The sequence below is a fragment of the Pseudomonas fluorescens genome (assembly GCF_902497875.1).
In the GTDB taxonomy this organism is placed as follows: domain Bacteria; phylum Pseudomonadota; class Gammaproteobacteria; order Pseudomonadales; family Pseudomonadaceae; genus Aquipseudomonas; species Aquipseudomonas fluorescens_BR.
Window position 1 is genome coordinate 70,729 of the sequence record NZ_CABVHY010000008.1, and the last position, 25,528, is coordinate 96,256.

Genomic DNA, 25,528 nt, shown 5'->3' on the forward strand with positions numbered 1-25,528 from the left:
CTCATACAAAAAGGCCGGCTGTTTCACCGCCCGGCCTCCGCGATTTCATTTTTCGAGAGCTCCCTCATGTCCGTCAACGCCTCCACCATCCTTGTAGTCGAAGACGACAATATCGTGCGCATGCTGATCGTTGACGTGCTTGAAGAACTGGAGTTCAAGGTGCTTGAAGCCGATGGCAGCGAAGCCGCCCTGAACCTTCTCGAGGACAGCGGACTGCACATCGACCTGTTGATGACCGACGTCGGACTGCCTGGCATGGACGGCAAAGCGCTGGCCACTCGCGCTCGCCAGCTGCGGCCTGCGTTACCGATACTGTTTGCCAGCGGCTATGCCGAAAGCATCGAAGTCCCTGCCGATATGGCGGTCATCGGCAAGCCCTTCTCTATCGATCAACTGCGCGACAAGGTGCGCGACATGCTGGCCTAGCCATTGGCCGAACATCCACTGACGATAACCACCGAGCCTTCCTCACTGGACGCATGAGCCATGGGCGGTCATTGCCCGCTGCGAGCCTCTGCGTCCACCTGTGATTTAATTGCGCCCTCGCGAAACCCTCCACCTCCCAGCCCGCATCAAGGAATTGCCCCATGAGTCAGCCCGCCGCAACCAAAGTCCTGGTCATTGGTTACGTCTGGCCCGAGCCACGGTCATCCGCTGCCAGTGGTCATGTGATGCAGATTCTCGAGACTTTTTTGCAACAGGGCTGGGACGTCACCTTCAGCAGTCCCGCGGGCATCGGTGAACACAAGGCTGACCTGCTCGCGCTGGGCATCGGTGAATGCCCGATCGAATTGAATAACAGCAGTTTCGATTCCTTTGTTGCCGAACTGGCACCGGATATCGTGCTGTTCGATCAGTTCATGATGGAAGAACAATTCGGCTGGCGCGTGGAGAAACACTGCCCGCACGCCCTGCGCGTATTGGAGACCTCGGACCTGCAAAGCCTGCGGCATGCCCGGCACCAGCGACTCAAGGATCGCCTGAAGGCGAGCGATGACCAGGATGATTTCAGTAGCTTGTTTGCCCCGGCCCTGCGCGAGGAATTCGAGCACATGGCCGACACCGACCTGGCCCAGCGGGAGATCGCCGCACTCTACCGCTGCGATCTGTGCCTGATGGTCTCCGAGGTGGAAATCGAGCTGCTGGTCGAGCAGTTCAAGGTGCCACGCTCATTGCTGCATTGGTGTCCGCTGATGCTCGACAACCCACCGGCCGGATTTTCACCCTTTGCAGACCGTGCGCATTTCCTCAGCATCGGTAACTTCCGCCACGCGCCGAACTGGGATGCGGTGCTCTGGATGAAAACCACCCTCTGGCCGCTGATTCGCCAGCAACTGCCTGGCGCGCAGTTGCTTATCTATGGCGCCTACACCCCGCCCAAGGCCACTGCGCTGCACAATCCGGCCCAGGGCTTTCACATCATGAACTGGGCCGAGGATGCCTTGCAGGTCATGTCCGGCGCGCGGATCTGTCTCGCTCCGCTGCGTTTCGGGGCCGGGATCAAAGGCAAGATTGTCGATGCCATGCTCTGCGGCACACCCAATGTCACCACGCCGATTGGCGCTGAAGGCATGCACGGTGACATGCCCTGGCCGGGCGCGATTGCCCAGAGCGCGACGACCCTGGCCGAGGCGGCAGTCCATTTGTACCAGGACCAGGCTGCATGGTCCGCGGCCCAGGACCAGGGCCGCCTGTTGTTGGCCGCCCGCTACCAACAACAGGTACATGGCCCGGCATTGATCAATCAGCTTGAACTGTGCCGGGAGAATCTTCAGTCGCTGCGCAGGGACAACTTCACCGGCAGCATGCTGCGTCACCATCACCACAAAAGCACCCAATACATGGCGCAGTGGATCGAGGCGAAAAACCGCAGTTGAAAGTCCCGGGCTGGCGAGGTTCGCTGCAAGGGGGCATTATCGTTTCAGCGATAACAATAAAACGGCCCCAGCATGACCCGAGCAGCGAGAATCACTGACCCGTCCTACGAACTGATGGACGACCATAACGGCTTGTCCATCATCTACCGTCAGCACGGCTTTCCCTGCCCGCTGGTACGCTGGCATTTCCACAAGGAATACGAGCTGCACCTGATCGTCGCCAGCTCCGGCAAGGTGTTCATCGGCGACTACATCGGCAACTTCTACCCCGAGACACTCTTCCTCACCGGCCCCAACCTGCCGCACAACTGGATCAGCCAGATTGCCGAGGACGAAGTGGTGCCCAAGCGCGACATGCTGGTGAACTTCACCGACGAGCTGTTCGAAAGCGGGTATCAGGTCTTTACCGAGTTGAAGGCCCTTACGCCGTTGCTCGAGCGCGCGCAGTACGGAATCGAATTTCGCTGCAAACACACGATTCGCCGGGCAATGACCCTGATGCAGCGGATTGCCGATTCCACAGGGGTAACCCGCCTCGGGCATTTTTTCATTCTGCTGGAACTGCTGGCGGCGACCGACGATTACCAGTTGCTCTCAGGCACGACCACCGCGCAACTGGCCGATGAACACAACGTCGACCGGACCAACCGCGCCGTGGATTACATCTTTGCTCATTACACTCGCGAACTGCCGCTGGAAGAAGTCGCCGACCACCTGGGCATGAAGCCCACGTATTTTTCCCGAGTGTTCAAGCACGCCACCGGTCGCTGCTTCATCGAATTCATCAATCGCTTGCGCATCAGCAAATCCTGCGAGTTGTTGGCGGACGGTGACAAAACAGTCACCGACGTGTGCTTCGAGTCCGGGTTCAACAATATTTCCAACTTCAACCGGCGCTTCCAGCAACTCAAAGGCATGACGCCTTCGCATTATCGGCGCCTGGCGGTGCAGCGGTTGACTGAGCAGAATCGGGGTTAGCGCAAGATCAAAAGATCGCAGCCTGCGGCAGCTCCTACGGGGATTGGCGTTTATTCAGGGACTACGTGCTGACAAGGTCGGCGTAGGAGCTGCCGCAGGCTGCGATCTGTTGATCTTGATGTTTGGCTGAATCGTTTATCCCGATTTTCCCCCGCCATTTTCCCCCAGTGCAAAAAAGTATCGATTCAAGTGTCATGGATGATTTGTCATCGCGTCGTTTGAGGGCTGTAATCAGCCCACATTCTTCCCTGTCTGCGGAAGACATAAAAACAATAACTGTCCTTCTGCTGCCCACCGGGCGTAGAAGAGGAGTGCGCGATGAAACCCTCGGTAAAAGCTCTGCTTGCCTGCACCTGCATGACCCTCAGCGGCGTCAGCCTTGGCGCACAAACCCTGACCATTGCCACGGTCAACAACAGCGACATGATCCGCATGCAAAAGCTCTCGAAGACCTTCGAAGCCGAGCACCCGGAAATCAAGCTCAATTGGGTGGTGCTGGAAGAAAACGTCCTGCGCCAGCGCCTGACCACCGACATCGCCACCCAGGGAGGCCAGTTCGATGTGCTGACCATCGGCATGTACGAAGCCGCACTCTGGGGCGCCAAGGGCTGGCTGGAGCCGATGAAGGATCTGCCCGCTGCCTACGACCTCGAGGATATCTTCCCTGCGGTGCGTGAAGGCCTGTCGGTCAAGGGCAGTCTCTACGCCCTGCCGTTCTATGCCGAAAGCTCCATGACTTACTACCGCACCGACCTGTTCAAGGACGCCGGGCTGACGATGCCCGAGCGGCCGACCTGGGAGCAGATCGGCGAGTTCGCCAGCAAACTGACCAAGCCCGATCAGGAGCAGTACGGCATCTGCCTGCGCGGCAAGGCTGGCTGGGGCGAGAACATGGCCGTGATCACCACCCTGGCCAACGGTTTCGGCGCGCGCTGGTTCGATGAGAAATGGCAGCCAGAGTTCACCGGTCCGGAATGGAAGAACGCGCTGAACTTCTACGTCGAGACCATGAAGAAAGCCGGCCCGCCCGGCGCTTCCAGCAACGGTTTCAACGAAAACCTGGCGCTGTTCAATAGCGGCAAATGCGCGATCTGGGTCGACGCCAGCGTGGCCGGCTCCTTTGTCACCGACAAATCCCAGAGCAAGGTCAGCGAGCATGTCGGCTTTACCTACGCCCCCCATCAGGTGACCGACAAAGGCAGCGCCTGGATGTACTCCTGGTCACTGGCGATCCCCGCCAGCTCCAAAGCCAAGGACGCGGCCAAGACCTTCAGCGCCTGGGCCACTTCCAAGGAATACGGCGCCCTGGTGGCCGAGAAGGACGGAATCGCCAACGTACCGCCAGGCACCCGCGCCTCGACCTACAGCGAGGCTTACATGAAAGCCGCGCCGTTCGCCAAGGTGACCCTGGAATCCCTGAAAGTCGCTGACCCAACCAAACCCACCCTCAAGCCGGTGCCTTATATCGGCATCCAGTTGGTGACCATCCCCGAGTTCCAGGCCATCGGGACACAGGTCGGCAAGCTGTTCTCCGCCGCACTGACCGGCCAGACCAGCGTCGACCAGGCCTTGGCGGCGGCCCAGCAAACCACCGAACGAGAGATGAAGCGCGCCGGTTATCCCAAGTAACCCCGCAACCCCTGTGGGAGCGAGCTTGCTCGCGATAGCGGTGTATCAGTCACCCACGATGTTGAATGGGAGACCGTCATCGCGAGCAAGTCGGATCGCCGCACCGTCGCTCCCACCGTTGATCTTCATTTGTCTGTTCTTAATCGGTTCTATTGCCATGAATACTTCAACGCTCAAAGCTCATATGGATATCCCCCAGCCGGTTCGCAAGAACCGCCTGGCCAATCCCGGCTGGTTTCTGGTCAGCCCCTCGGTGGCCCTGTTGCTGCTGTGGATGATCGTGCCGCTGGGCATGACCCTGTACTTCTCGCTGATCCGCTACAACCTGCTCTACCCCGGTGAAAACCAGTTCGTCGGGCTGGAAAACTTCAGCTACTTCCTGACCGACTCGGGCTTCCTGCCCGGCGCCACCAATACCCTGGTGCTGGTGGGCAGTGTGTTGCTGATCAGCGTGGTGCTTGGGGTGTTGATCAGCGCCCTGCTCGAGGCCAGTGAATTCCTCGGTCGCGGTATCGTCCGGGTGATGCTGATCTCGCCGTTTTTCATCATGCCCACGGTGGGCGCGCTGATCTGGAAGAACCTGATCTTCCACCCGGTCTCGGGGATTCTCGCTGCGGTGTGGAAGCTGTTCGGCGCCCAACCGGTGGACTGGCTGGCCCACTACCCGCTGCTGTCGATCATCATCATTGTGTCCTGGCAATGGCTGCCCTTCGCGATTCTGATCCTGATGACCGCCATGCAGTCCCTGGACCAGGAACAGAAAGAAGCCGCGCGCCTGGACGGTGCCGGTCCCATTGCGATTTTCTGGCACCTGACCTTGCCCCATCTGGCCCGGCCGATAGCCGTGGTGGTGATGATCGAGACGATCTTCCTGCTCTCGGTGTTCGCCGAAATATTCACCACTACCAACGGCGGCCCCGGCTACGCCTCGACCAACCTCGCCTACCTGATCTACAACCAGGCGCTGGTGCAGTTCGATGTCGGCATGGCATCGGCCGGCGGCTTGATTGCGGTGGTGATCGCCAATATCGCAGCGATTGTCCTGATCCGGATGATCGGCAAAAACCTGACTGACAAGCCCTGAGGCCTGCGCCATGACCCTTCAACAATCCCGTCGCCTGCAAAGCCTGCTGCTCGGCACTTTGGCCTGGGCCATCGCGATCCTGATTTTCTTCCCGATCTTCTGGATGGTGCTGACCAGTTTCAAAACCGAAATCGACGCGTTCGCCACGCCGCCGCAGTTCATCTTCACGCCGACGCTGGAAAACTACCTGCACATCGAAGACCGCAGCGGTTACTTCAGCTTCGCCTGGAACTCGGTGCTGATCTCCTTCAGCGCCACCGCTTTGTGCCTGCTGATTGCGGTGCCGGCGGCCTACTCCATGGCTTTTTATGAAACCAAACGCACCAAAGGCACTCTGTTGTGGATGCTCTCCACAAAAATGCTGCCACCGGTGGGCGTGCTGATGCCGATCTACTTGCTGGCCAAGAGCTTCGGCCTGCTGGATACGCGGATCGCGCTGATCGTCATCTACACCCTGATCAACCTGCCCATCGTGGTCTGGATGATTTACACCTACTTCAAGGACATTCCCAAGGACATCCTCGAAGCCGCCCGCCTCGATGGCGCGACACTGTGGCAGGAAATGATCCGGGTGCTGCTGCCGATCGCCAAGGGCGGTCTGGCCTCCACCGTGCTGCTGTCGCTGATCCTGTGCTGGAACGAGGCCTTTTGGTCACTGAACCTGACCTCCTCTCAAGCCGCGCCGCTGACCGCATTAATCGCCTCCTATTCGAGTCCGGAAGGTTTGTTCTGGGCCAAGCTCTCGGCGGTTTCCACCCTGGCCTGCGCGCCGATCCTGATCTTCGGCTGGATCAGCCAGAAACAGCTGGTCCGTGGTTTGTCTTTCGGGGCGGTGAAATAGATCAAAAAGATCGTCTGAACGCAGCCCGAACCTGCGGCAGCTCCTACGGGGCGCGGGGTTGCACATTTTTATGATCGTGTCCCCCAACACCGGCGGACACGATCCATGTAGGAGCTGGCGCAGCCTGCGATCTTTTGATCGTCGGCGGCAGCCCAGACCCAACCTGAACAACTTAGAGCGGAGGCCCATCATGGCCAACCTGAAAATCAAGAATCTGCAAAAAGGTTTTGAAGGCCTTTCCATCATCAAAGGCATCGACCTGGAAGTGAACGACCGTGAGTTCGTGGTCTTCGTCGGCCCGTCCGGTTGCGGCAAGTCCACCTTGCTGCGACTGATCGCCGGTCTCGAGGAAGTCAGTGGCGGGACCATCGAACTCGATGGCCGCGACATCACCGAAGTCAGCCCGGCCAAGCGCGACCTGGCGATGGTGTTCCAGACCTACGCCCTGTACCCACACATGAGTGTGCGCAAGAACATGTCCTTCGCTCTCGATCTCGCCGGTGTGGCCAAGGCCGAAGTCGATAAAAAGGTCGGTGACGCCGCGCGGATTCTCGAACTGGAACCGATGCTCGAGCGCAAACCGAAACAGCTGTCCGGCGGCCAACGGCAGCGCGTGGCGATTGGTCGGGCGATTGTCCGTAACCCGAAAATCTTCCTGTTCGACGAACCGCTGTCCAACCTCGACGCCGCCCTGCGGGTGCAGATGCGCCTGGAGCTGTCGCGGCTGCACAAGGAACTGCAGGCGACGATGATCTACGTGACCCACGACCAGGTCGAAGCCATGACCCTGGCCGACAAAGTGGTGGTCCTCAATGCCGGACGCGTCGAACAGGTCGGCTCGCCGCTGGAGCTCTACCACCAGCCAGCCAACCTGTTTGTCGCCGGTTTCCTCGGCACCCCGAAAATGGGCTTTCTCAAAGGCAAGGTCAGTCGCATCGAGGCACAGGGCTGTGAAGTCGAACTGGACGCCGGCACCCGCATCAGCCTGCCCCTCAGCGGCCCGAGCTTGAGCGTCGGCAGCCCGGTCACCCTGGGTATTCGTCCGGAGCACCTGAACCTGGCGCAAGCCGGCGACTGCACCTTGCAGGTCACCGCGGACGTCAGCGAACGCCTGGGCAGCGACACTTTCTGCCACGTCCTGACCGCCTCCGGCGAAGCCCTGACCATGCGCATCCGCGGTGACCTGGCCAGCCGTTACGGCGAGAAGCTGAGCCTGCACCTGGACGCCGAACACTGCCATTTATTCGATGCCGACGGTGTGGCTGTTACCCGACCACTGCGCGCCGCCGCCTGATCTCCGAGAGTTCACGATGAAACTGAACAAACACAACCTCAACCGTCTGCCGCCTGAAGTGGCGGTGCCTTCCTACTCCCTCGCGGATACCCGGCAAGGCATGGTGCATATCGGTGTCGGCGGTTTTCACCGCGCCCATCAGGCGTATTACACCGACGCCTTGATGAATGCAGGCGTTGGCCTGGACTGGAGCATCTGCGGCTTCGGCCTGCGGCCCGAGGATCGCCGCGCACGGGATGACCTGGCCGGCCAGGATTACCTGTTCACGCTCTTTGAGTTGGGCGACAGCGACGCCGCCCAGGTGCGGGTGATCGGCGCCATCAACGATATGCTGCTGGCCGAAGACGGTGCCGATGCGCTGATCGACAAGCTGGCCAGCGCGGAGATTCGCATCGTCTCGCTGACCATCACCGAAGGCGGCTATTGCATGGACGACAGCAGCGGCGAGTTCATGGCGCACCTGCCGCAGATCCAGCATGACCTGGCTCATCCGCACGCTCCAAAAACCGTGTTCGGCTTCCTCTGCGCCGCCCTGGAGAAGCGCCGTGCCGCCGGCATTCCGGCGTTCACCGTGATGTCCTGCGATAACCTGCCGCACAACGGCGCGGTGGCCCGCAAGGCGCTACTGGCCTTTGCCGCCCTGCGCGATGCCGACCTGCACGACTGGATCGGGGCCCACGTCAGCTTCCCCAACGCCATGGTTGACCGCATCACACCGATGACCAGCGCCGCCCATCTCCAGCAACTGTACGATGAACACGGCATCGACGATGCCTGGCCGGTGGTCTGCGAGCCCTTTGCGCAATGGGTACTGGAAGACAAATTCGTCAACGGTCGTCCGGCCTGGGAGAAGGTCGGCGTGCAGTTCACCGACGACGTCACGCCTTACGAAGAAATGAAGATCAAGCTGCTCAATGGCAGCCATCTGGCCCTGACTTACCTGGGGTTTCTCAAGGGCTATCGCTTCGTTCACGAGACGATGAACGATCCGCTGTTCGTGCGTTACATCCGCGCCTATATGGACCTCGATGTCACGCCGCAACTGGCGCCGGTGCCGGGGATCGACCTGACCCGGTACAAAGACACCCTGATAAAGCGTTTTTCCAATCAGGCGATTGCCGATCAGTTGGAACGCGTCTGCTCCGATGGATCGTCCAAGTTTCCCAAATTCACCGTGCCGACCATCACCAGGCTGATTACCGATGGTCAGGAAACAGAGCGTGCGGCCTTGGTGGTTGCCGCATGGGCGTTGTATCTGAAAGGGGTCGATGAGAATGGCGATCGCTATAGCATTCCAGATCCGCGGGCCGGGTTCTGTCAGGCGTTGGTTGCGGATGATGGGTTGATCACTCAGCGGTTGCTCGGGGTCGAGGAGATTTTTGGTACGGCGATTCCTCAGTCGGCGGCGTTTGTTGCGGCGTTTGAGCGGTGCTTCAACAGCTTGCGTGAAGTTGGGGTGACGAAAACGCTGGAACGGTTGTTGGCTAATCCGTAGCAGCTGGCGAAGCCCGCGTTCGGTCTGGGCCGCATCCGGACGAAGCGGTCGTAAAACCTGCTTCCACGGTTTGTCTAGAATACCGCGGTGCCTGATTTTACGACTGCTGCGCAGCCGAACGCAGCCTCGCAGGCTCGACAGCTGCTACGCGGAGGATTGGCGTTCATGGGAATTACACAGGCTCGACTATGGCAAACCAAACACTTTTCCTCGGCATCGACTGCGGCACACAGGGCACCAAAGCCATTGTCCTCGACTCGGTCAGCGGCAAGGTCCTGGGCCAGGGCGCAGCCGCCCATAGCCTGCTCAGCGGCACCAGTGGCCGTCGCGAGCAGGACACCGTGCAGTGGCTGGAAGCATTCATCCTGGCCACTCGCCAGGCACTGCTGGCGGCGCAAGTCAGCGGTCAGCAAATCCTCGGCATCGGCGTCTCGGGCCAGCAACATGGACTGGTCCTCCTGGACCACCAGGGCAAGGTGCTGCGCCCGGCGAAGCTCTGGTGCGACACCGAATCCACTGCGCAAAACGATCGGCTGCTGGCTCACCTGGGCGGCGAAAGCGGCTCCCTGGAGCGTCTCGGCATTGTAATCGCGCCGGGTTACACGGTGTCGAAACTGCTCTGGACCAAAGAGCAACATCCTGAAGTTTTTGCGCAGATCGCAAGCATCTTGTTGCCCCACGACTACCTTAACTACTGGCTGACCGGCCGCCGTTGCGCTGAATACGGCGATGCCTCGGGCACCGGCTATTTCAATGTGCGCAGCCGTGAATGGGATGTGGCATTGCTCAACCATATCGACCCCGACGGTCGCCTGGTGGCCGCCTTGCCGCAATTGATCGAATCCCATATGCCTGTGGGTACGATACTTCCAGAGATCGCCGGGCAATTGGGTCTCAACCCCCAGGCATTGGTTTCCAGCGGCGGCGGCGACAACATGCTGGGCGCCATCGGCACCGGCAACATCCAGCCCGGCGCGATCACCATGAGCCTCGGCTCCTCCGGCACCGTGTATGCCTATGCCGAACAGCCACAGCTCAGCCCGAACGCGTCGGTGGCCACTTTCTGCTCATCCACTGGCGGGTGGCTGCCGCTGATCTGCACCATGAACCTGACCAACGCCACGGGGCTGATTCGCGAGCTGTTGGCGCTGGACATCGAGCGCTTCAACCAGTTGGTCGAGGAGGCACCCATCGGTGCCGAAGGGGTGTGCATGCTGCCGTTCCTCAATGGCGAACGAGTCCCCGCCCTGCCCCATGCCAGCGGCAGCTTGCTGGGTTTGAACATGAGCAACCTGACCCAGGCCAATCTCTGTCGCGCGGTGGTCGAAGGCACCACCTTCGGCTTGCGTTATGGTCTGGATCTACTGCGCGACAGTGGCTTGCAGAGCCGCGGCATTCGGCTGACTGGCGGTGGCTCGAAAAGCCCGATGTGGCGACAGATGGTCGCCGATATCATGAACACCCCGGTGGTCTGTACCGAACAAAGCGAGGCCGCGGCCCTGGGTGCGGCGATTCAGGCCGCCTGGTGCCAATCCGCGGTAACCGGGACAGAACACACCCTGCCGCAACTGTGCGAACGCTGCGTCAGCCTCGATCCTGCCAGCGCAACCGTGCCCGTCGCAGCCAGCGTGGCGGCCTATCAACAGGCCTACGAACGCTATCAACAGCATGTAGCGACCCTTTAAAGAGCGAACAATTATGTATTTGGTATGTGGCGAAGCGCTGTTCGATTTCTTCAGTGAGAACGACGCCAGCGGTCAGGTTTCAAAAGTGAACTACAAGGCGATTGCCGGCGGTTCGCCGTTCAATGTTGCCGTCGGCTTGCGACGGTTGGGCATCGACGTGGCGTTGTTCGCCGGGTTATCCAACGACTACCTGGGCCGGCGTTTGCAGCAGGTGCTGCAAGAGGAAGGGGTGCGCCCGGACTACTTGCTGGACTTCGATGCACCGACCACCCTGGCAATGGTCGCCGTCGGGGCCGATGGTTCGCCGCAGTACAGCTTCCGTGGCGAAGGCTGTGCCGATCGCCAGCTACTGCCGGCGCATTTGCCTGAGTTGGACGCTGACGTGCGCGGGCTGCATATCGGCTCGTTCTCGCTGGTGGTGCAGCCGATTGCCGACACCCTGCTCGCCCTGGTCCGCCGGGAAAGCGGCAAACGCTTGATCAGCCTCGACCCGAACGTGCGACTCAACCCTCAACCGAATATCGAACTGTGGCGCGAACGCATCGGCGCGCTGGTCGAGCATGCCGATTTGATCAAGGTCAGCGACGAAGACCTGAACCTGCTCTACCCCCAGTGCAATCCGCAGAATGTGATCGAAGGCTGGCTGCAACAGCGCTGCCAGCTGGTATTCCTGACCCGTGGCGGCCAGGGCGCGACCGTGTTCAGCCGCCGCCATGGCAGTTGGTCGGTGCCGGCCTGTCCCGTGGTGATGGCCGATACCGTAGGTGCCGGCGACACCTTCCAGGCCGCGTTGATCGCCTGGCTGACCGAACAACAGCTTGATTCGGTGGAGGGCTTGCAGCGCCTGAACCGAGAACAGATAGATGCCATGCTCAGCTTCGCCGTCAGGGCCGCCGCCCTGACCTGCGGCAAGACCGGGCCGGACTTGCCTTATCGGCATCAGCTGGATTGAGGCTGGCCAGGGTCTGTGACGCCTGCACTGCCTCCATCGCGAGCAAGCTCGCTCCTACAGGGGGTACGCCTATCTCCTGTGCGAGCCTGCTCGCGATGGACTCAAGGGCGGCGCGTTCATGCAGAAAATACACGTTATCGTTAACGTCCATCGAGCAAACGGAACGCCGCCCGGCTTCTCCTGCAGGAAACCTGTTGCCGCCTGTCAAAACCTGCCCAAAAAAGTTCTGTTTGTGCTTAATCATCGGTTAATTCCGCTGTCCAAAAATGGACAGGACCGCGTCGGCGCAGGAATTTTCTGACGCTCTGCGCGGAAGGTCCGACGCCATTACCAGCGCCGGGTTGACGTTTCAGAGCAGATCGGAGATTTCTTATGAACAGTCGTATGTTGCTGGCTGCAGGAGTCCTCGCCCTTTCCGGGTTTACCGGTGCAGTTCAGGCGCAAGACACCACCGTCCAGGCAGTGCCTTATCACTACGGAATGCCGTTGCACGTTGCCAAGGTTGTTTCCCTGACTGAACCGCAAACGATGGAGTGCAAAGTCATCACCGCGCAGATGGAGTTCATCGATCCAGCGGGCAAACTCCAGGCAATCAGTTACAGCAAGCTGTCGGATGCCTGCAGTTATCAGAGCTGAGTGCCCATTGCAGCGCAGGCTTGTCCTGCGCTGAACAGTTCGTGGTTATCACTGAGGGTAATGTAAGCCTTCAGCGATATTCCTGACAGCAGTCGGGCGGTATGCTTTTGCTCTATTCTTCACTGCCGCAAGGATTCGCCCTGCAGTTTCCCTTCGGATGCTCGCGGCGTCAGGCCTCGGCGAATGGCTCAATGGTCATGCCGGGCCCGGGATCTTGCTGGCGGTAAAAGTCGAAGTCGCGCTTGGCCCGGGTTTCACCCAGACCAGGCGCGTGGCTATCGAAGGTACGCAAACAACCGTTTAATGAGTTTTAACTCTGGGCTCGAGATGCTGGCAACCCGGCTTGTGCTCAAGGTCGTAGCGCAACTCGGTGATCAGATCGTTGATTTCCCGACATCCATTGAGGCCCTCAGCCTTTATGCCTGTGACTACCATTTCGACACGGTCGGTTTCGTGGTCGCCAAAGATCTTTACCGTCATTGATAGATCCGGAGACAAGGTGCATTGGCAACGCTTGGGCAAAAAACTGTTTTCAATGATGCTGCGCAGTTCCAAGGCAGATAGAAACATGTGACCCTCCTTTATGTGCGACTGCCAATCAGTTGTTATCAGTACCCTGTGTATTTGAAAGTCCCTTGGGCAGAGAAACCTCCTGTATTGCCCAACCGACCCTGGAGAGCAATGCCACTCCCTAGATTAGGCCGCTTTTCCGATCTCGGTAAGTTCTTTTTTCATCTGTGTTTTCAAGGCCTCCATTTGCACGCCAAGCTCTTCCAGCGTCGTTTTGCCGAGGAGTTTTTCAGCCTGAGGAAACATGTCGGTTTCCTCCTCCTCGATGTGATGCTCCAGCAATTCCTTGACCACTTTCACTCGCCCGGAAAACTCTGGCGTGCCGGGTTCCGTGGCTTTGAGGTCAGGTAGCACCAAAGAGTCGACGGTGCGGTGTTCTTCCTTGGCTTCGTGATACATCACCACTTGCTCCTTGCCGCCGGCCTTCTTGAAAGCCGGGTAGAGGATTTCCTCTTCAAGTCGGGTATGAATGGTGATCTCCATTTCCAGTTTGGCGATCAACTCGCCGCGCTTCTTCACAGCCCGCTCAGTGCTTTCGCTGAGCTGGCCGAGAATGTCCTTGACGCGCACATGGTCCTGTTCCAGCAGGCGGATTGCATTCATTTGGATATCCTCATCAAGGGTTAGCAATCTGGTTTTATCGATAAGTGCACTTAGGGGATTTACCCTGAGTACCCAAAATGCATTAACCATGCCCAAAAATAGCTCCGGCGCATCTTTAAAAAAAATCAACTACTTGGCTCGCATGCGGGCAATCGGGCTCTTGCAAAATGCAAGGACCCCAGCCGCAGGCCCTGCAATTTGCCGAGGCCGCGGCATCCTGGTTTGCTTTGCGCGCTATGACACAGTAAGAATGCCCGACCTGCGTAGGTGCCTGGAGGCACTCGGTTGCGGGTATTCATTCCTCAAACGAGCAAGGACGCGCCATGCGCTCATCCATAACCACCGCAGCCACCGTGCTGCTGTCCGGTGTGTCCACGTTGGCCACTGCGGCCAGTCTTGAAGACGTCGCGCCCTACCCAAAAGCCGAAACCGGTTTTACCCGCCAGGTCATCCACCTTGCACAGCAACCACAGGAAGACAATTACAGGGTTGAGGTTCTAGCCGGCAAAACCCTGAACGTTGACTGCAACCGCCAGCGCCTGGGCGGGAGCCTGGAAGAAAAAAACCTCGAAGGCTGGGGTTATCCGTTTTACCGACTGGAAAAAGTCAGCGGCCCGATGAGCACGTTGATGGCTTGCCCGGACGGCAAGAGCAGGCAAGACTTTGTTCCGGTGATCGGTGATGGCTTTATGCTGCGTTACAACAGCAAACTGCCGATCGTGGTGTATGTGCCTCAGGGGGTTGAAGTCCGCTACCGAATCTGGTCGGCCTCCAATACCGTCGAGAAAGCCCGCCAGGAATAAAGCCCCCAAAAAACCGCTTCGCATACAGTTCATCTCCCCAAGGAAGGAAAACATGAAGTCTGTCGCACTCCCGTTAATCGCCCTCATTGCCTTCGCCGGCTACACCCTGGTGGTGATGTTGCAGGCCGAGCAGTCGCTGATTGATTTCGGCATCAGCCTGATGTCCCGCCCGGATACCGCACAGGTGGTGATCGACCTTTATCTGCTGGCCACGCTGGCGGGGGTCTGGATGTACAAGGATGCCCGCAGTCGCGGTCAGACGGCGCTTTCGGTGCTGCCTTATTTGTTGATTACCGCAGTTTTTGTCTCTGTAGGACCGTTGTTGTACCTGGTGGTGCGGGGGCTTCGGGGGCGCGCGGCAATTGCCGCCAGTTAACTCAAATCCATGGCTTGGCAATCATTTTGTGGCGAGGCCTCCCTCGCCACAATGGGGTTCTGCGTTTACTCGAGTCCCACTTTATATAAGGCACCATCCTCCTCATCGGTCAGCACATACAGATAACCATCGGGGCCTTGCCGCACATCGCGGATTCGCGCGTTCAGCTCTCCCAGTAAGCGTTCCTCGTGGATAACCTTATCGCCGTCGAACTGCAGGCGGATCAGTTCCTGGGATACCAATGCGCCGATAAACAGATTGTGCTGCCAGGCCTTGAAGCGGTCGCCGTCGTAGAACGCCATGCCACTGATGGCCGGGGATTTTTCCCAGACATGATGGGGCGCCACGCTGCCTTCGACGGTTTTACCCCTGGCTTCCGGTATCGGCGCGCCCGAGTAATTGATGCCGTGTGTCGCTAATGGCCAGCCATAGTTCTTGCCGCGCTCAATGATGTTGACTTCGTCACCGCCCCTGGGGCCGTGCTCGTTGTCCCAGAGCGTGCCGGTCCAGGGGTTCAGCGCCGCCCCCTGAGGATTGCGATGGCCATAGGACCAGATCTCCGGGCGCACGCCTTGCCGGCCGACAAAGGGGTTGTCGTCCGGCACCTTGCCGTCCGGGTAGATCCGCACGATCTTGCCTTGCAGTTTGTCGAGGTCCTGGGCGGTCGGCCGATCGTTATTCTCGCCCAGGGTAATGAACAGGTAACCGTCGCGGTCGAACACCAGCCTCGATCCAAAGTGCTGGCCGGTGGAGAGTTTTGGCTCCTGACGGAAGATCACCCTGAAATCCAGCAGGCGGCTCAAGTCTTCGGACAATCGCCCACGCCCCACCGCTGTTCCCGCGGTACCGCCCTCACCGCCGCCTTCGGCATAGGAGAGATAGACCATGCGGTCCTCGTTGAAGGCCGGCGACAGTGCCACATCCAGCAAGCCACCCTGGCCCTTGGCCCAGACCTTCGGTACCCCGCTCAACGGCGCCGAGAGTTTGCCCTGGCGCACAATGCGCAGGTTGCCGGGGCGCTCGGTCACCAACATGCCTTGTTTATCCGGCAGGAATGCCAGCGCCCAGGGATGTTCGAGCCCCTCGGCAATCCGGGTGACACTGAGGGTGCCCTGCTCGCTCTGGAACTGTTGGCTCTGCGCCGCAAAGACCGGTATTGCAACCAACACCAGAGCACTGGCGCAGAGTGTTGCCAGGAGAGTTTTACGCAACATGCACGATTCCTTCTGTCGTGAAAATTCCGCCGATGGCCAGCGCCATCAGCCTTCAACGATTGCTGTTGTCCGAATCTCTGGCAGGCCTGGCGGGTTCCAGGGTCGGCCTGTCCGAACCCGGCACAGGAACGCTGCGTGGATAGCCGTTGCGAATGCCACCATTATCCAGGGTCGGTGGACGCGGCACCGGCACCGTGTTCGGTGAGCGAGGCACCGGGACGCTGGGTTGTGTGCCCTGCATGCTGTTGGGATTGGCCCGGCGGATCGGACTGTTGTAAGGATTGTTGCTACTACCCGGGAGGTTCTGGGCCAGTAACATAGGCCGGGATTCGGCATGTTGTGGCGCGACTGCTTCAGGCCGGGCCTGAGTCAGGTTGCTCAGCAGGCCACTCAATGCCAGCGCTGTGAAGCCAAGCGCAAACCTGTTCATGGGAACCTCTCTCTTTTCACCGACATCACCTTCGATAACACGCTACGCGCCGGGTTCGGATTTGTTAACTAAATAGTCCCGCGGAACATGTAACACGAGTTCTCCGGACCGCTGATCCATCGGAAAACCCAGGACTGCAACCAGCGGAAACTTTTGCCGCGCGCCGCAGGTCACCTGAACACCAGTCACTTCAGGGGACATCGCTATGGCACGGGCAATCTGGAAAGGCGCAATCAGTTTCGGGCTGGTGCATATCCCGGTGGCGCTGGTCTCGGCGACCTCCTCGCACGGGGTCGATTTTGATTGGCTCGATTCACGCAGCATGGACCCGGTGGGCTACAAACGGGTCAACAAGGTCACCGGCAAGGAAGTGACCAAGGAACACATCGTCAAAGGCGTCCAGTACGAAAAAGGTCGTTATGTGCTGCTCAGCGAAGAGGAAATCCGCTCGGCGCATCCCGTGTCGACCCAGACCATCGACATCTTTGCCTTCGTCGACAGCGAGCAGATCCCCCTGCAGAACATCGACACCCCGTATTACCTGGCGCCCGACAAACGCGGCGGCAAGGTGTATGCCCTGCTGCGCGAAACCCTGAGTAAAACCGACAAAGTCGCGCTGGCCCAAGTGGTGCTGCACACCCGCCAGCATTTGGCCGCGTTGATGCCGCTCGAATCAGCCCTGGTGCTGGTGATGCTGCGCTGGCCGGCCGAAGTGCGCAGCCTCGACGAACTGGCCCTGGGCAGCGAAGTGACCAAACCCGACCTGGCCAAGGGCGAGCTGGACATGGCCAGGCGCCTGGTGGAGGACATGAGCGCCGACTGGCAACCGGAGCAATACCGTGACAGTTTCGAGGACAAGATCATGCAACTGGTCGATAAGAAGGCCCATGAAGGCAAGATCGAGGACGTCGAAACCGGCACCGCTGAAGAGCAGCGTAAAACCGCCGATGTTATCGACCTGACCGAACTGCTCAAACGCAGCCTGGCGGGTAAAACCCCAGGTAAATCCGCTACCAAAACCACCGGCAAAACCAGCCCGGCGAAAAAAACCACGAAAACCTCCCGCGGCTGAACGCCAGGCGGGCCGCTGCCATTCAGATGGGGATCGGATGGGCGCCAGGAAACCCTGAGGCCAGTGTCTGGATCAGGGCTTTTGGCTGAATGTTCCGGCCTCATCGCGAGCAAGCTCGCTTCCACAGGTTATGTGTCAGGCCACAGTTTTGTGATCGCCATAAACCCCTGTGGGAGCTTGCTCGCGCAAGCCTTGAGGACAGTGGCTGGATGGGGATTTTTTGTTGAATGTTCGGTCTTCATCGCGAGCAGGCTCGCTCCCACAGATTATGTGTCAGGCCACAGTTGTGTGATCGTCCATAAAACCCCTGTGGGAGCGAGCTTGCTCGCGATGGCGTAATCGGCATTTCGAAAATCTGTCAGACCAACACAAAAATCGCCAACAACCCGGCAAACACCGCCCATTTCTCGAGGTAGTAACGTTTACGGTTGCTTTTTTTCAACCGTTTGCCGCGCAGACGGATTTTGTACAGTTTGGCAAACGCCCGGTTCAGGCCTCCGGTTTTATCGCCGGCATCGTTCGGCGAACCGGCGGCGGCCATGACGTTGCGACTGAACCAACGGTTGCAGGCGGCCGCCCAGCGGTACTTCATCGGACGTTCCACATCACAGAACAAAATAATGCGGTTCTGCTGGGTGGTGTTCTCGGCGTAGTGAATGAAGGTCTCGTCGAACATCACCGCCTCACCGTTGCGCCAGTGATAGCGCTCACCGTCTACCTCGATGTAGCAGCCAGGATCGTTCGGCGTGTCCAGGCCCAGGTGATAGCGATAGGAACCGGCGTATGGATCGCGGTGACGCACCAGTTTCGAGCCCGGCGGCAACTCGGCAAACATCGCGGCCTTGATCGAACCGATGCCTTGCAGCAGTTCGGTGGTGCGCGGGCACAGTTTCATCGCCGACGGATGGCTGTCGCCATACCACTTCAGGTAGAAGCGCTTCCAGCCGGTTTTGAAGAACGAGTTGAATCCCACATCGTTGTACTCATTCGAACGCTTGATCTCCCCTGCCCTGAGCAGGTCCTGGCCTTCGCGGCGGATGTCCTCCCAGTGAGTCTGCAACGGACTCAGGTCAGGAAAGTCGGCGGGATCGAGGTAAGGACGATTGGGTTGCCTGGAGAACACGTAAAGAAAACAGTTCACTGGCGCCAGGAAGCTCGAATGGTCGCTCAACTGGCGGCCGATTTTATGCCGGACCCGGCCACGCAGGTGCACGTACGAGATGGATAAAATGTAGAGAACAGCAATGATGAGCTTCACGGCAATCGTCACAGGTCAGAAGAGAACATGCTGCGCCTTCAAAGGGCATGCGAATGGCCCCCAATGAAATTTGCAGCGTCTGCAAGCTGAATATCGGAAAGACAAGCCAGACGCCAGACCCCACGCAAGGCTCTGGCATGGCATTTTAGCCACAGTCTGTAGCCAAAAGTTAACACCCTTGGTGAAACTCTGTTCGAGAGGGCCAACGCGTCAATCACGGCCCGCGACAGCAGTTCCTGATTGAAGGGCTTGCTGAGGCTTGGCCAGCTGACATCTTCTGCGACTGGAATACCGCTTCACGACCCTCCTCGAGGGCGCGTTGAGCTGCACTTCAGGCCTGGCGTTTGATCGCCGTCAGCGTGTAGCACAGGGGCAGCTGCGCAGGCTGCTGCTCATAACGCTCGTAGAGTTCTTCGCGATTGCAGTGCGGGTACTCCTTGAAGTGGGCAATCTGCAGCCCCGCGTTGATCAAGGCGCTGATGATGTCGCTCATGGTATGGACAAACCAGTAGGACGCCGGGCTTTTACCCTCGACTGTGCCTGCATAGACAATCGCCTGCTCCTGGACGAAAGGCTCCGCACGAAAGTAGGAGCTGTCGAGCTTGAAGGGATCATCCGTCTCGGGATCGAACATTTCCAGGTAGGGATGGGTTTCGTAAATCACCAGGGTGCCGCCGGTCTTGAGCGTCTTGGCGACATGGGAAAAAAACCCCGAAATATCCGGCATCCAGCCCAACACGCCGATGGTAATCAACGCCACATCGAAACGTTCATGGAGTGCAGGCGGCAAACAATGGATGTCAGCCTCGACGAATTCAGGTTCATGAGGCGAGTGAGACGCCAGTTCACGGCCCTGATCGAGAAACGCGCTGGATTGGTCGATACCCACCACGCTACGGGCACCGAGGCCGAACAGCGAAAGACTTTCCCGGCCATTGTTGCAACCTAACTGCACCACATCCTTGCCGGTGATACCCACGCTGAGCAGCAACGAGGTAATGGTCTGATCCAGGCAGGAGAAATCAGCGTGGCCAACCGAGTTCACAAGGGTGTGCCATCCCTCCGTGTCTTTATGGTGCCTGGCGGAGTCATTCCAGGCATCCCTGTTTCCGGCTATGACGGTTTTATCTGGCAATTCCATTGCACTCTCCATTTGAACAGTATTTTCGCTACGTACTTGCCTGATCATCAAGTATCGCCGGCTCTACAGCAACCGGAATGAAGTCACATCGATGCGATCAGCCGTCGGGGCCCATCCGAACGGATGATAGCTAACGTTTGCGGGGCGATATCCAGATTTATCTTGACTGGATCCAATTTATCGAAAAATAACACGTAACTATCTGATGAACGGGCATTTTTCTCCCTCACTTTTTGTATCTGCGAGCCGATGTCATTTTACTGACACCGGAGCAGATGGTCATGAGAAACAATCAACCAATCACAAATCGTGAAGTTGCGCTTCATCCTCAACAAAAGCTCATTTCCACTACAGATGCTCGAGGAGTCATCACTTACTGCAATGACGCCTTCGTAGCGATCAGTGGTTTTGAGAGCGTTGACTTGATCGGCGCACCGCAGAACATTGTCCGCCATCCCGATGTGCCGCCAGCGGTATTTGCCCATATGTGGGCCGCCCTGAAGCAGGGCAGCCCATGGATGGGTATCGTCAAGAATCGCGCAAAAAACGGCGACCATTATTGGGTCAATGCCTATGTGACGCCGGTTTTCGACGGCAAGCATGTCGTCGGCTATGAGTCGGTGCGGGTCAAACCCACTGTAGATCAGATTCGTCGCGCCGAAGCATTGTACAAGCGCGTCAACCGGGGCCAGTCGGCCATCCCTTCGCAGGATAAATGGCTGCCGGTGGTTCAGGACTGGCTACCCTTCATTCTGGTCAGTCAAGTGAGCGGCCTGGTTTTCATGTCGACAAGCTCCTGGTGGGGCTTCGCTGGTGCGGCGGCCATATCGGTGCCACTGGGGTTGATCGGCTTGCATTGGCAAAAGAGCGGCACGAAACGCCTGCTGGGAATGGTCGAGCAGTCCACCTCCGATCAGCTGATAGCACAAATGTACAGCGACGGCCGCGGCCCTCAAGCACGGCTGGAAACCTCGATTATCAGCCAGGAAGCCCGGCTTAAAACCTGCCTGACCCGGTTGCAGGACACGGCTGAACAGCTTAATGAGCTGGCGGGCAGGTCCGACAGGCTGGCAGCCGACAGCTCTAACGGGTTGGAGCGTCAGCGCGTGGAGACCGAACAGGTGTCGGCCGCGGTCAATCAGATGGCGGCGACTACCCAGGAAGTCGCCAGCCATGTGCAGCGCACCGCCGATGCCACCCAGGAAGCCAACGTACTGACTGGACGTGGACGGGAGGTTGCCAGGGACACCCGCGAAGCCATTCAGCGATTGTCGGTAGTGGTCGGTGAAACCGGGCTGACGGTGGCTCAGCTTGCCAAGGACAGTCATGAAATTGGCACCGTGGTCGATGTCATCAAAGGCATTGCCGACCAGACCAACCTGTTGGCACTGAATGCCGCGATCGAAGCGGCTCGAGCAGGTGAAATGGGCCGCGGCTTTGCCGTGGTGGCCGACGAGGTGCGTCAGTTGGCACAGCGCACGACGGAATCCACTACGCAGATCCACGGCCTGATCACTAAACTCCAGCAATCATCCAATAACGCCGTGCAGATCATGGCCAGTGGTCATCGCCAGGCCGAAGAAGGTGTCGCCTGGGTGCTGGAGGCTGACAAGGCGTTGGTCGGTATCAGTGAAGCAGTCGCCAATATCACCGACATGACGACCCAGATCGCCGCGGCCACCGAAGAGCAAACCGCTGTCGCAGAAGAAATCAGCCGCAATATCACCACCATTGCGCACCTGGCCGACCAGACCTCGGAACAAGCCCTGCATTCGGCAGAGTTGAGCAAGGAACTCACTCGAACGGCAACGACCCAGTATTCGTTGGTCGAGCGTTTCAATCGCTAGATTCGAGGACGAGTGGCTAGGAAATATTGATCAGCCGGAGCAAGCGGCGGACATCATCAACTGACCTTAACTTGATGGTCCATTCGCCATCAATCTTGTCATTGACCTCACCAAGTTCCGCATAGAGCGTTTTAAGCGAACAGTGTCCGGCCTTGAAAGCGGGCAGCCGGAAGTGAAACAGCAGCCAATTATGATGGGAGGCGAAGCTGAAGGGGCAGTTGTCATCGGCTACCGAAAAAATGCCGATGGTTCTATTCAGCTCAGCCTCTGGCATGGGTGCACAGTTATGCCCGCTCATCGTGGAAATTGCGCCAACCAGCATGCAAAACGCCTCCCGGACTTGCGGGCTTTCGATAGCCGAATAGCAATCAACGTATTTCGTCGCATCCACAGCGCCAGTGATCATCTGAATCTCCCCGGAGGTTTGTACCCTCTTTCAATCTAGCACCATCCCACTACCCTCCCACATATGCGACAATACGCCCCAAATTCCAACATGAACCCCGCATTTATTGCTCAGCAACCTGGCCACAGCGTCCAGAGCTTGCTGTCGACGTATGCCTGCTGGCTCAAATCAAGCGACGACTGAACCGGACTGGAAAGACTTCAGATGGGTGTAATATCGGTTTCAGCAGACATCGGCCAGCTCTAAACCACTGATAGGTAAGGTAATTGATCTCCACAGCTAACATCACGATGCAGTTCGGCGCCAAGCCGTTATTCGAGAACGTTTCGGTCAAATTTGCTGCAGGTAACCGTTATGGCCTGATCGGCGCCAATGGTTGCGGCAAGTCGACTTTCATGAAGATCCTCGGTGGCGACCTGGAGTCTTCCGGTGGCCAGGTCATGCTGGAGCCGAACGTGCGCCTGGGTAAACTGCGCCAGGACCAGTTCGCCTACGAAGAATTCACCGTGATCGATACCGTGATCATGGGCCATGAAGAGCTGTGGAAGGTCAAGGCCGAGCGCGACCGCATCTACTCGCTGCCGGAAATGACCGAAGAAGACGGCATGGCTGTCGCCGAGCTGGAAACCGATTTCGCCGAGATGGACGGCTACACCGCCGAATCCCGCGCCGGTGAGCTGCTGTTGGGCCTGGGTATTGGCATCGAACAGCACAACGGCCCGATGAGCGAAGTGTCGCCAGGCTGGAAACTGCGGGTGCTGCTGGCCCAGGCGTTGTTCTCCGACCCTGAAGTGCTGTTGCTCGACGAACCGACCAACCACCTGGACATCAACACCATCCGCTGGCTGGAAAACATTCTGACCCAGCGCAACAGCCTGATGATCATCATCTCCCACGATAGACACTTCCTGAACAGTGTCTGCACCCACATGGCTGACCTCGACTACGGCGAACTGCGCCTGTTCCCGGGCAACTATGACGAATACATGACCGTGGCCACCCAGTCCCGCGAGCAGCTGCTCTCGGACAACGCCAAGAAGAAGGCACAGATCTCCGAGCTGCAATCGTTCGTCAGCCGCTTCTCGGCCAACGCCTCGAAAGCCAAGCAGGCCACTTCTCGCGCCAAGCAGATCGACAAGATCCAGTTGGCCGAAGTCAAGCCATCGAGCCGGGTCAGCCCGTTCATCCGCTTCGACCAGACCAAGAAGCTCCATCGCCAGGCGGTCATCGTCGAGCGCATGGCCAAAGGCTTTGATGGCAAGACGCTGTTCAAGGACTTCAGCTTCGTCGTTGAAGCCGGCGAGCGCGTGGCGATTATTGGCCCGAACGGTATCGGCAAGACCACTTTGCTGCGTACCCTGGTCAATGAATTGAGCCCGGATTCCGGTACTGTGAAATGGACCGAAGCCGCGGAGCTGGGCTACTACGCCCAGGATCACGCCTCGGACTTCGAAGACGAATCCAACCTGTTCGACTGGATGGGCCGCTGGACCAAGGAAGGCGAACAAGTGGTTCGCGGCACCCTGGGCCGCATGCTGTTCTCCAACGACGAGATCCTCAAGTCGGTCAAGGTCATCTCCGGTGGCGAGCAAGGTCGCATGCTGTTCGGCAAGCTGATCCTGCAAAAGCCGAACGTGCTGATCATGGATGAACCGACCAACCACTTGGACATGGAATCCATCGAGGCGCTGAACCTGGCGCTGGAAAACTACCCGGGCACGCTGATCTTCGTCAGCCACGACCGTGAGTTCGTATCGTCGCTGGCGACCCGCATCATCGAGTTGAGCCCGAGCGGTGTGATCGACTTCAGCGGCACCTACGACGACTACCTGCGTAGCCAGGGTGTGGTGATCTGAGAGCAGCTATAAGCCTTTAGCTGCAAGCTTCAAGTGAAAGCCCTGTCCTTTGTGACGGGGCTTTTGTGTTTTTGGGGCGTGTATCTTCGGTGGTCTCAGGATCATCGTCGGAACGCCGCCCGGAGCAAGCTCGCGATGGCGGCCTGGCAGGCACCACAGTCTGCAAGGACATAAATCGTTAGCCTGCTTCCTTTTATTCCACACCCGCGCCATTATGCAGTTCTCCAACCGCCCGCCCGCGAACGAGCCCTCATGTCTGCGCAACAACCACCTGCCCTCAGCTCCACGGCGATCACCCTGCAGATCGTCTCCATCGTGTTCTATACCTTCATCGCGTTTATCTGCATCGGCCTGCCGATCGCTGTGATCCCCGGTTATGTCCACGAACAACTGGGTTTCAGCGCCGTGGTGGCCGGGTTGACCATCGGCGTGCAATACCTGGCGACCCTGCTCAGCCGCCCGATGGCGGGACGCCTGTCGGACAGCCTCGGCACCAAGCGCGCGATCGTTTACGGATTGCTGGGGATTGCCCTGAGTGGGGTGCTGACGCTTATCTCAACGCTGTTGCAAAGCCTGCCGCTGCTCAGTCTGCTGATTCTGATCGGCGGTCGCGTGTTGCTGGGCATCGCCCAAGGCTTGATCGGGGTCGGCACCATCAGCTGGTGCATGGGCCAGGTTGGCGCGGAGCATACCGCCCGCTCGATCTCCTGGAATGGCATCGCCTCCTATGGAGCGATCGCCATTGGCGCGCCGCTGGGAGTGGTGATGGTCGCCGAATGGGGCTTTGCCAGCCTGGGCATTGTCCTGTCGCTGCTGGCGCTGGCGGCGTTAGTGTTGATCCGCAACAAGCCCTCGATGCCTGTGATCCGCGGCGAACGACTGCCATTTTGGGCGGTGTTCGGGCGCATCGCCCCCTATGGTGCCAGCCTGTGCCTGGCATCGATCGGCTACGGCACCTTGACCACTTTTATTACGCTGTTCTATGTCAGCCGCGGCTGGGTCGGTGCGGCGTACTGTCTGACGGTGTTTGGGGTGTGCTTCATCGTCGCGCGCCTGCTGTTTATCTCCAGCATCAACCGCTTTGGTGGCTTCATGGCGGCGATCGCCTGTATGTGCATCGAAACCGTCGGGCTGGTGTTGCTCTGGCTTGCACCCTCGACAGCCGTTGCCTTGATCGGTGCCGGGCTGACCGGGGTCGGTTTGTCGCTGGTCTACCCGGCCCTCGGCGTCGAAGCGATCAGACAGGTACCGAGCACCAGTCGCGGGGCGGGGCTGAGTGCTTACGCGGTGTTTTTCGATCTGGCATTGGCGATCGCCGGGCCATTGATGGGCGCGGTAGCGTTGAATCTGGGGTATTCGTGGATCTTCTTTTTCGCGGCATTGTTGTCGGTGACAGGTTTGGGATTGACCTTGTTGCTGAAGCGCAGGGCTATGTAGGGGGTTTGCGTTCGATCGAGATGTTCGGGTGTACCCGGTCGGCG

At 58.8% G+C, this 25,528-nt stretch carries 25 protein-coding genes; 17 read left to right on the forward strand and 8 right to left on the reverse strand.

What is annotated here, in order from left to right; translation table 11 throughout:
• Window positions 1-66: 66 nt before the first annotated feature.
• From F8N85_RS09815 to F8N85_RS09870, 11 genes are all read left to right on the forward strand, one after another.
• Window positions 67-426, forward strand: coding sequence for a response regulator (locus F8N85_RS09815; protein WP_150803423.1), 360 nt, complete (start codon window positions 67-69; stop codon window positions 424-426).
• 161 nt (window positions 427-587) lie between these two features.
• Complete coding sequence (locus F8N85_RS09820; RefSeq protein WP_150803424.1) at window positions 588-1,877, forward strand: glycosyltransferase; 1,290 nt, start codon at window positions 588-590, stop codon at window positions 1,875-1,877.
• A gap of 72 nt (window positions 1,878-1,949) precedes the next feature.
• On the forward strand, window positions 1,950-2,855 hold the full coding sequence (locus F8N85_RS09825; protein ID WP_150803425.1) for an AraC family transcriptional regulator: 906 nt from the start codon (window positions 1,950-1,952) through the stop codon (window positions 2,853-2,855).
• Between the two features lie 318 nt (window positions 2,856-3,173).
• Window positions 3,174-4,484 carry an ABC transporter substrate-binding protein gene (locus F8N85_RS09830; protein WP_150803426.1) on the forward strand — a complete coding sequence of 437 codons (1,311 nt, stop codon included), beginning with the start codon at window positions 3,174-3,176 and terminating at the stop codon, window positions 4,482-4,484.
• Between the two features lie 157 nt (window positions 4,485-4,641).
• Window positions 4,642-5,568, forward strand: a complete 927-nt coding sequence (locus F8N85_RS09835; protein ID WP_150803427.1) for a carbohydrate ABC transporter permease — start codon at window positions 4,642-4,644, stop codon at window positions 5,566-5,568.
• Window positions 5,569-5,578: 10 nt separating this feature from the next.
• Window positions 5,579-6,409 carry a carbohydrate ABC transporter permease gene (locus F8N85_RS09840; protein WP_150803428.1) on the forward strand — a complete coding sequence of 277 codons (831 nt, stop codon included), beginning with the start codon at window positions 5,579-5,581 and terminating at the stop codon, window positions 6,407-6,409.
• 190 nt (window positions 6,410-6,599) lie between these two features.
• A complete protein-coding gene (locus F8N85_RS09845) occupies window positions 6,600-7,703 on the forward strand; it encodes an ABC transporter ATP-binding protein (protein WP_150803429.1) in 1,104 nt (367 codons plus the stop codon).
• A 16-nt stretch (window positions 7,704-7,719) separates the two neighbouring features.
• Entirely contained in the window at window positions 7,720-9,198 is a 1,479-nt protein-coding gene (locus F8N85_RS09850) for a mannitol dehydrogenase family protein (protein ID WP_150803430.1), read from the forward strand.
• A gap of 188 nt (window positions 9,199-9,386) precedes the next feature.
• Entirely contained in the window at window positions 9,387-10,883 is a 1,497-nt protein-coding gene (gene xylB, locus F8N85_RS09855) for a xylulokinase (protein WP_150803431.1), read from the forward strand.
• Window positions 10,884-10,896: 13 nt separating this feature from the next.
• On the forward strand, window positions 10,897-11,835 hold the full coding sequence (locus F8N85_RS09860) for a carbohydrate kinase family protein (protein WP_150803432.1): 939 nt from the start codon (window positions 10,897-10,899) through the stop codon (window positions 11,833-11,835).
• A 372-nt stretch (window positions 11,836-12,207) separates the two neighbouring features.
• Window positions 12,208-12,471, forward strand: coding sequence for a DUF2790 domain-containing protein (locus F8N85_RS09870; RefSeq protein WP_150803434.1), 264 nt, complete (start codon window positions 12,208-12,210; stop codon window positions 12,469-12,471).
• A 169-nt stretch (window positions 12,472-12,640) separates the two neighbouring features.
• Here F8N85_RS09870 and F8N85_RS35430 read toward each other — a convergent pair whose 3' ends face one another.
• From F8N85_RS35430 to F8N85_RS09880, 3 genes are all read right to left on the reverse strand, one after another.
• Window positions 12,641-12,763, reverse strand: a complete 123-nt coding sequence (locus tag F8N85_RS35430) for a hypothetical protein (RefSeq protein ID WP_263596373.1) — start codon at window positions 12,761-12,763, stop codon at window positions 12,641-12,643.
• Between the two features lie 8 nt (window positions 12,764-12,771).
• Window positions 12,772-13,041, reverse strand: coding sequence for a DUF1652 domain-containing protein (locus F8N85_RS09875; RefSeq protein ID WP_150803435.1), 270 nt, complete (start codon window positions 13,039-13,041; stop codon window positions 12,772-12,774).
• A gap of 126 nt (window positions 13,042-13,167) precedes the next feature.
• Window positions 13,168-13,644, reverse strand: coding sequence for a hemerythrin domain-containing protein (locus tag F8N85_RS09880; RefSeq protein ID WP_150803542.1), 477 nt, complete (start codon window positions 13,642-13,644; stop codon window positions 13,168-13,170).
• 323 nt (window positions 13,645-13,967) lie between these two features.
• Between F8N85_RS09880 and eco the strand changes: the two genes are divergently transcribed.
• Together eco and F8N85_RS09890 are read left to right on the forward strand one after the other, a co-directional pair.
• Complete coding sequence (gene eco / locus F8N85_RS09885) at window positions 13,968-14,447, forward strand: serine protease inhibitor ecotin (RefSeq protein WP_150803436.1); 480 nt, start codon at window positions 13,968-13,970, stop codon at window positions 14,445-14,447.
• A gap of 52 nt (window positions 14,448-14,499) precedes the next feature.
• Entirely contained in the window at window positions 14,500-14,823 is a 324-nt protein-coding gene (locus tag F8N85_RS09890) for a DUF2834 domain-containing protein (protein ID WP_150803437.1), read from the forward strand.
• A gap of 65 nt (window positions 14,824-14,888) precedes the next feature.
• Here the strand turns inward: F8N85_RS09890 and F8N85_RS09895 are convergent, their stop codons facing one another.
• Both F8N85_RS09895 and F8N85_RS09900 read right to left on the reverse strand, forming a co-directional pair.
• A complete protein-coding gene (locus F8N85_RS09895; protein ID WP_150803438.1) occupies window positions 14,889-16,037 on the reverse strand; it encodes a PQQ-dependent sugar dehydrogenase in 1,149 nt (382 codons plus the stop codon).
• Window positions 16,038-16,089: 52 nt separating this feature from the next.
• Window positions 16,090-16,467, reverse strand: a complete 378-nt coding sequence (locus F8N85_RS09900; protein WP_150803439.1) for a hypothetical protein — start codon at window positions 16,465-16,467, stop codon at window positions 16,090-16,092.
• Window positions 16,468-16,672: 205 nt separating this feature from the next.
• Here F8N85_RS09900 and F8N85_RS09905 point away from each other — a divergent pair, with 205 nt between their 5' ends.
• On the forward strand, window positions 16,673-17,539 hold the full coding sequence (locus tag F8N85_RS09905; protein WP_150803440.1) for a Ku protein: 867 nt from the start codon (window positions 16,673-16,675) through the stop codon (window positions 17,537-17,539).
• A gap of 358 nt (window positions 17,540-17,897) precedes the next feature.
• Here the strand turns inward: F8N85_RS09905 and lpxO are convergent, their stop codons facing one another.
• Window positions 17,898-18,797 carry a lipid A hydroxylase LpxO gene (gene lpxO / locus F8N85_RS09910; protein ID WP_150803441.1) on the reverse strand — a complete coding sequence of 300 codons (900 nt, stop codon included), beginning with the start codon at window positions 18,795-18,797 and terminating at the stop codon, window positions 17,898-17,900.
• Window positions 18,798-19,128: 331 nt separating this feature from the next.
• Window positions 19,129-19,938, reverse strand: a complete 810-nt coding sequence (locus F8N85_RS09915) for a class I SAM-dependent methyltransferase (protein WP_150803442.1) — start codon at window positions 19,936-19,938, stop codon at window positions 19,129-19,131.
• A 281-nt stretch (window positions 19,939-20,219) separates the two neighbouring features.
• Here F8N85_RS09915 and F8N85_RS09920 point away from each other — a divergent pair, with 281 nt between their 5' ends.
• Window positions 20,220-21,785: a methyl-accepting chemotaxis protein gene (locus F8N85_RS09920; RefSeq protein WP_150803443.1), complete on the forward strand. Its 1,566-nt coding sequence runs from the start codon at window positions 20,220-20,222 to the stop codon at window positions 21,783-21,785.
• Between the two features lie 16 nt (window positions 21,786-21,801).
• Here the strand turns inward: F8N85_RS09920 and F8N85_RS09925 are convergent, their stop codons facing one another.
• On the reverse strand, window positions 21,802-22,191 hold the full coding sequence (locus F8N85_RS09925; RefSeq protein ID WP_150803444.1) for a hypothetical protein: 390 nt from the start codon (window positions 22,189-22,191) through the stop codon (window positions 21,802-21,804).
• Between the two features lie 266 nt (window positions 22,192-22,457).
• Here F8N85_RS09925 and F8N85_RS09935 point away from each other — a divergent pair, with 266 nt between their 5' ends.
• On the forward strand, window positions 22,458-24,047 hold the full coding sequence (locus F8N85_RS09935) for an ABC-F family ATPase (protein WP_150803445.1): 1,590 nt from the start codon (window positions 22,458-22,460) through the stop codon (window positions 24,045-24,047).
• Window positions 24,048-24,299: 252 nt separating this feature from the next.
• Window positions 24,300-25,484, forward strand: a complete 1,185-nt coding sequence (locus F8N85_RS09940; RefSeq protein ID WP_150803446.1) for an MFS transporter — start codon at window positions 24,300-24,302, stop codon at window positions 25,482-25,484.
• Window positions 25,485-25,528 lie beyond the last annotated feature (44 nt).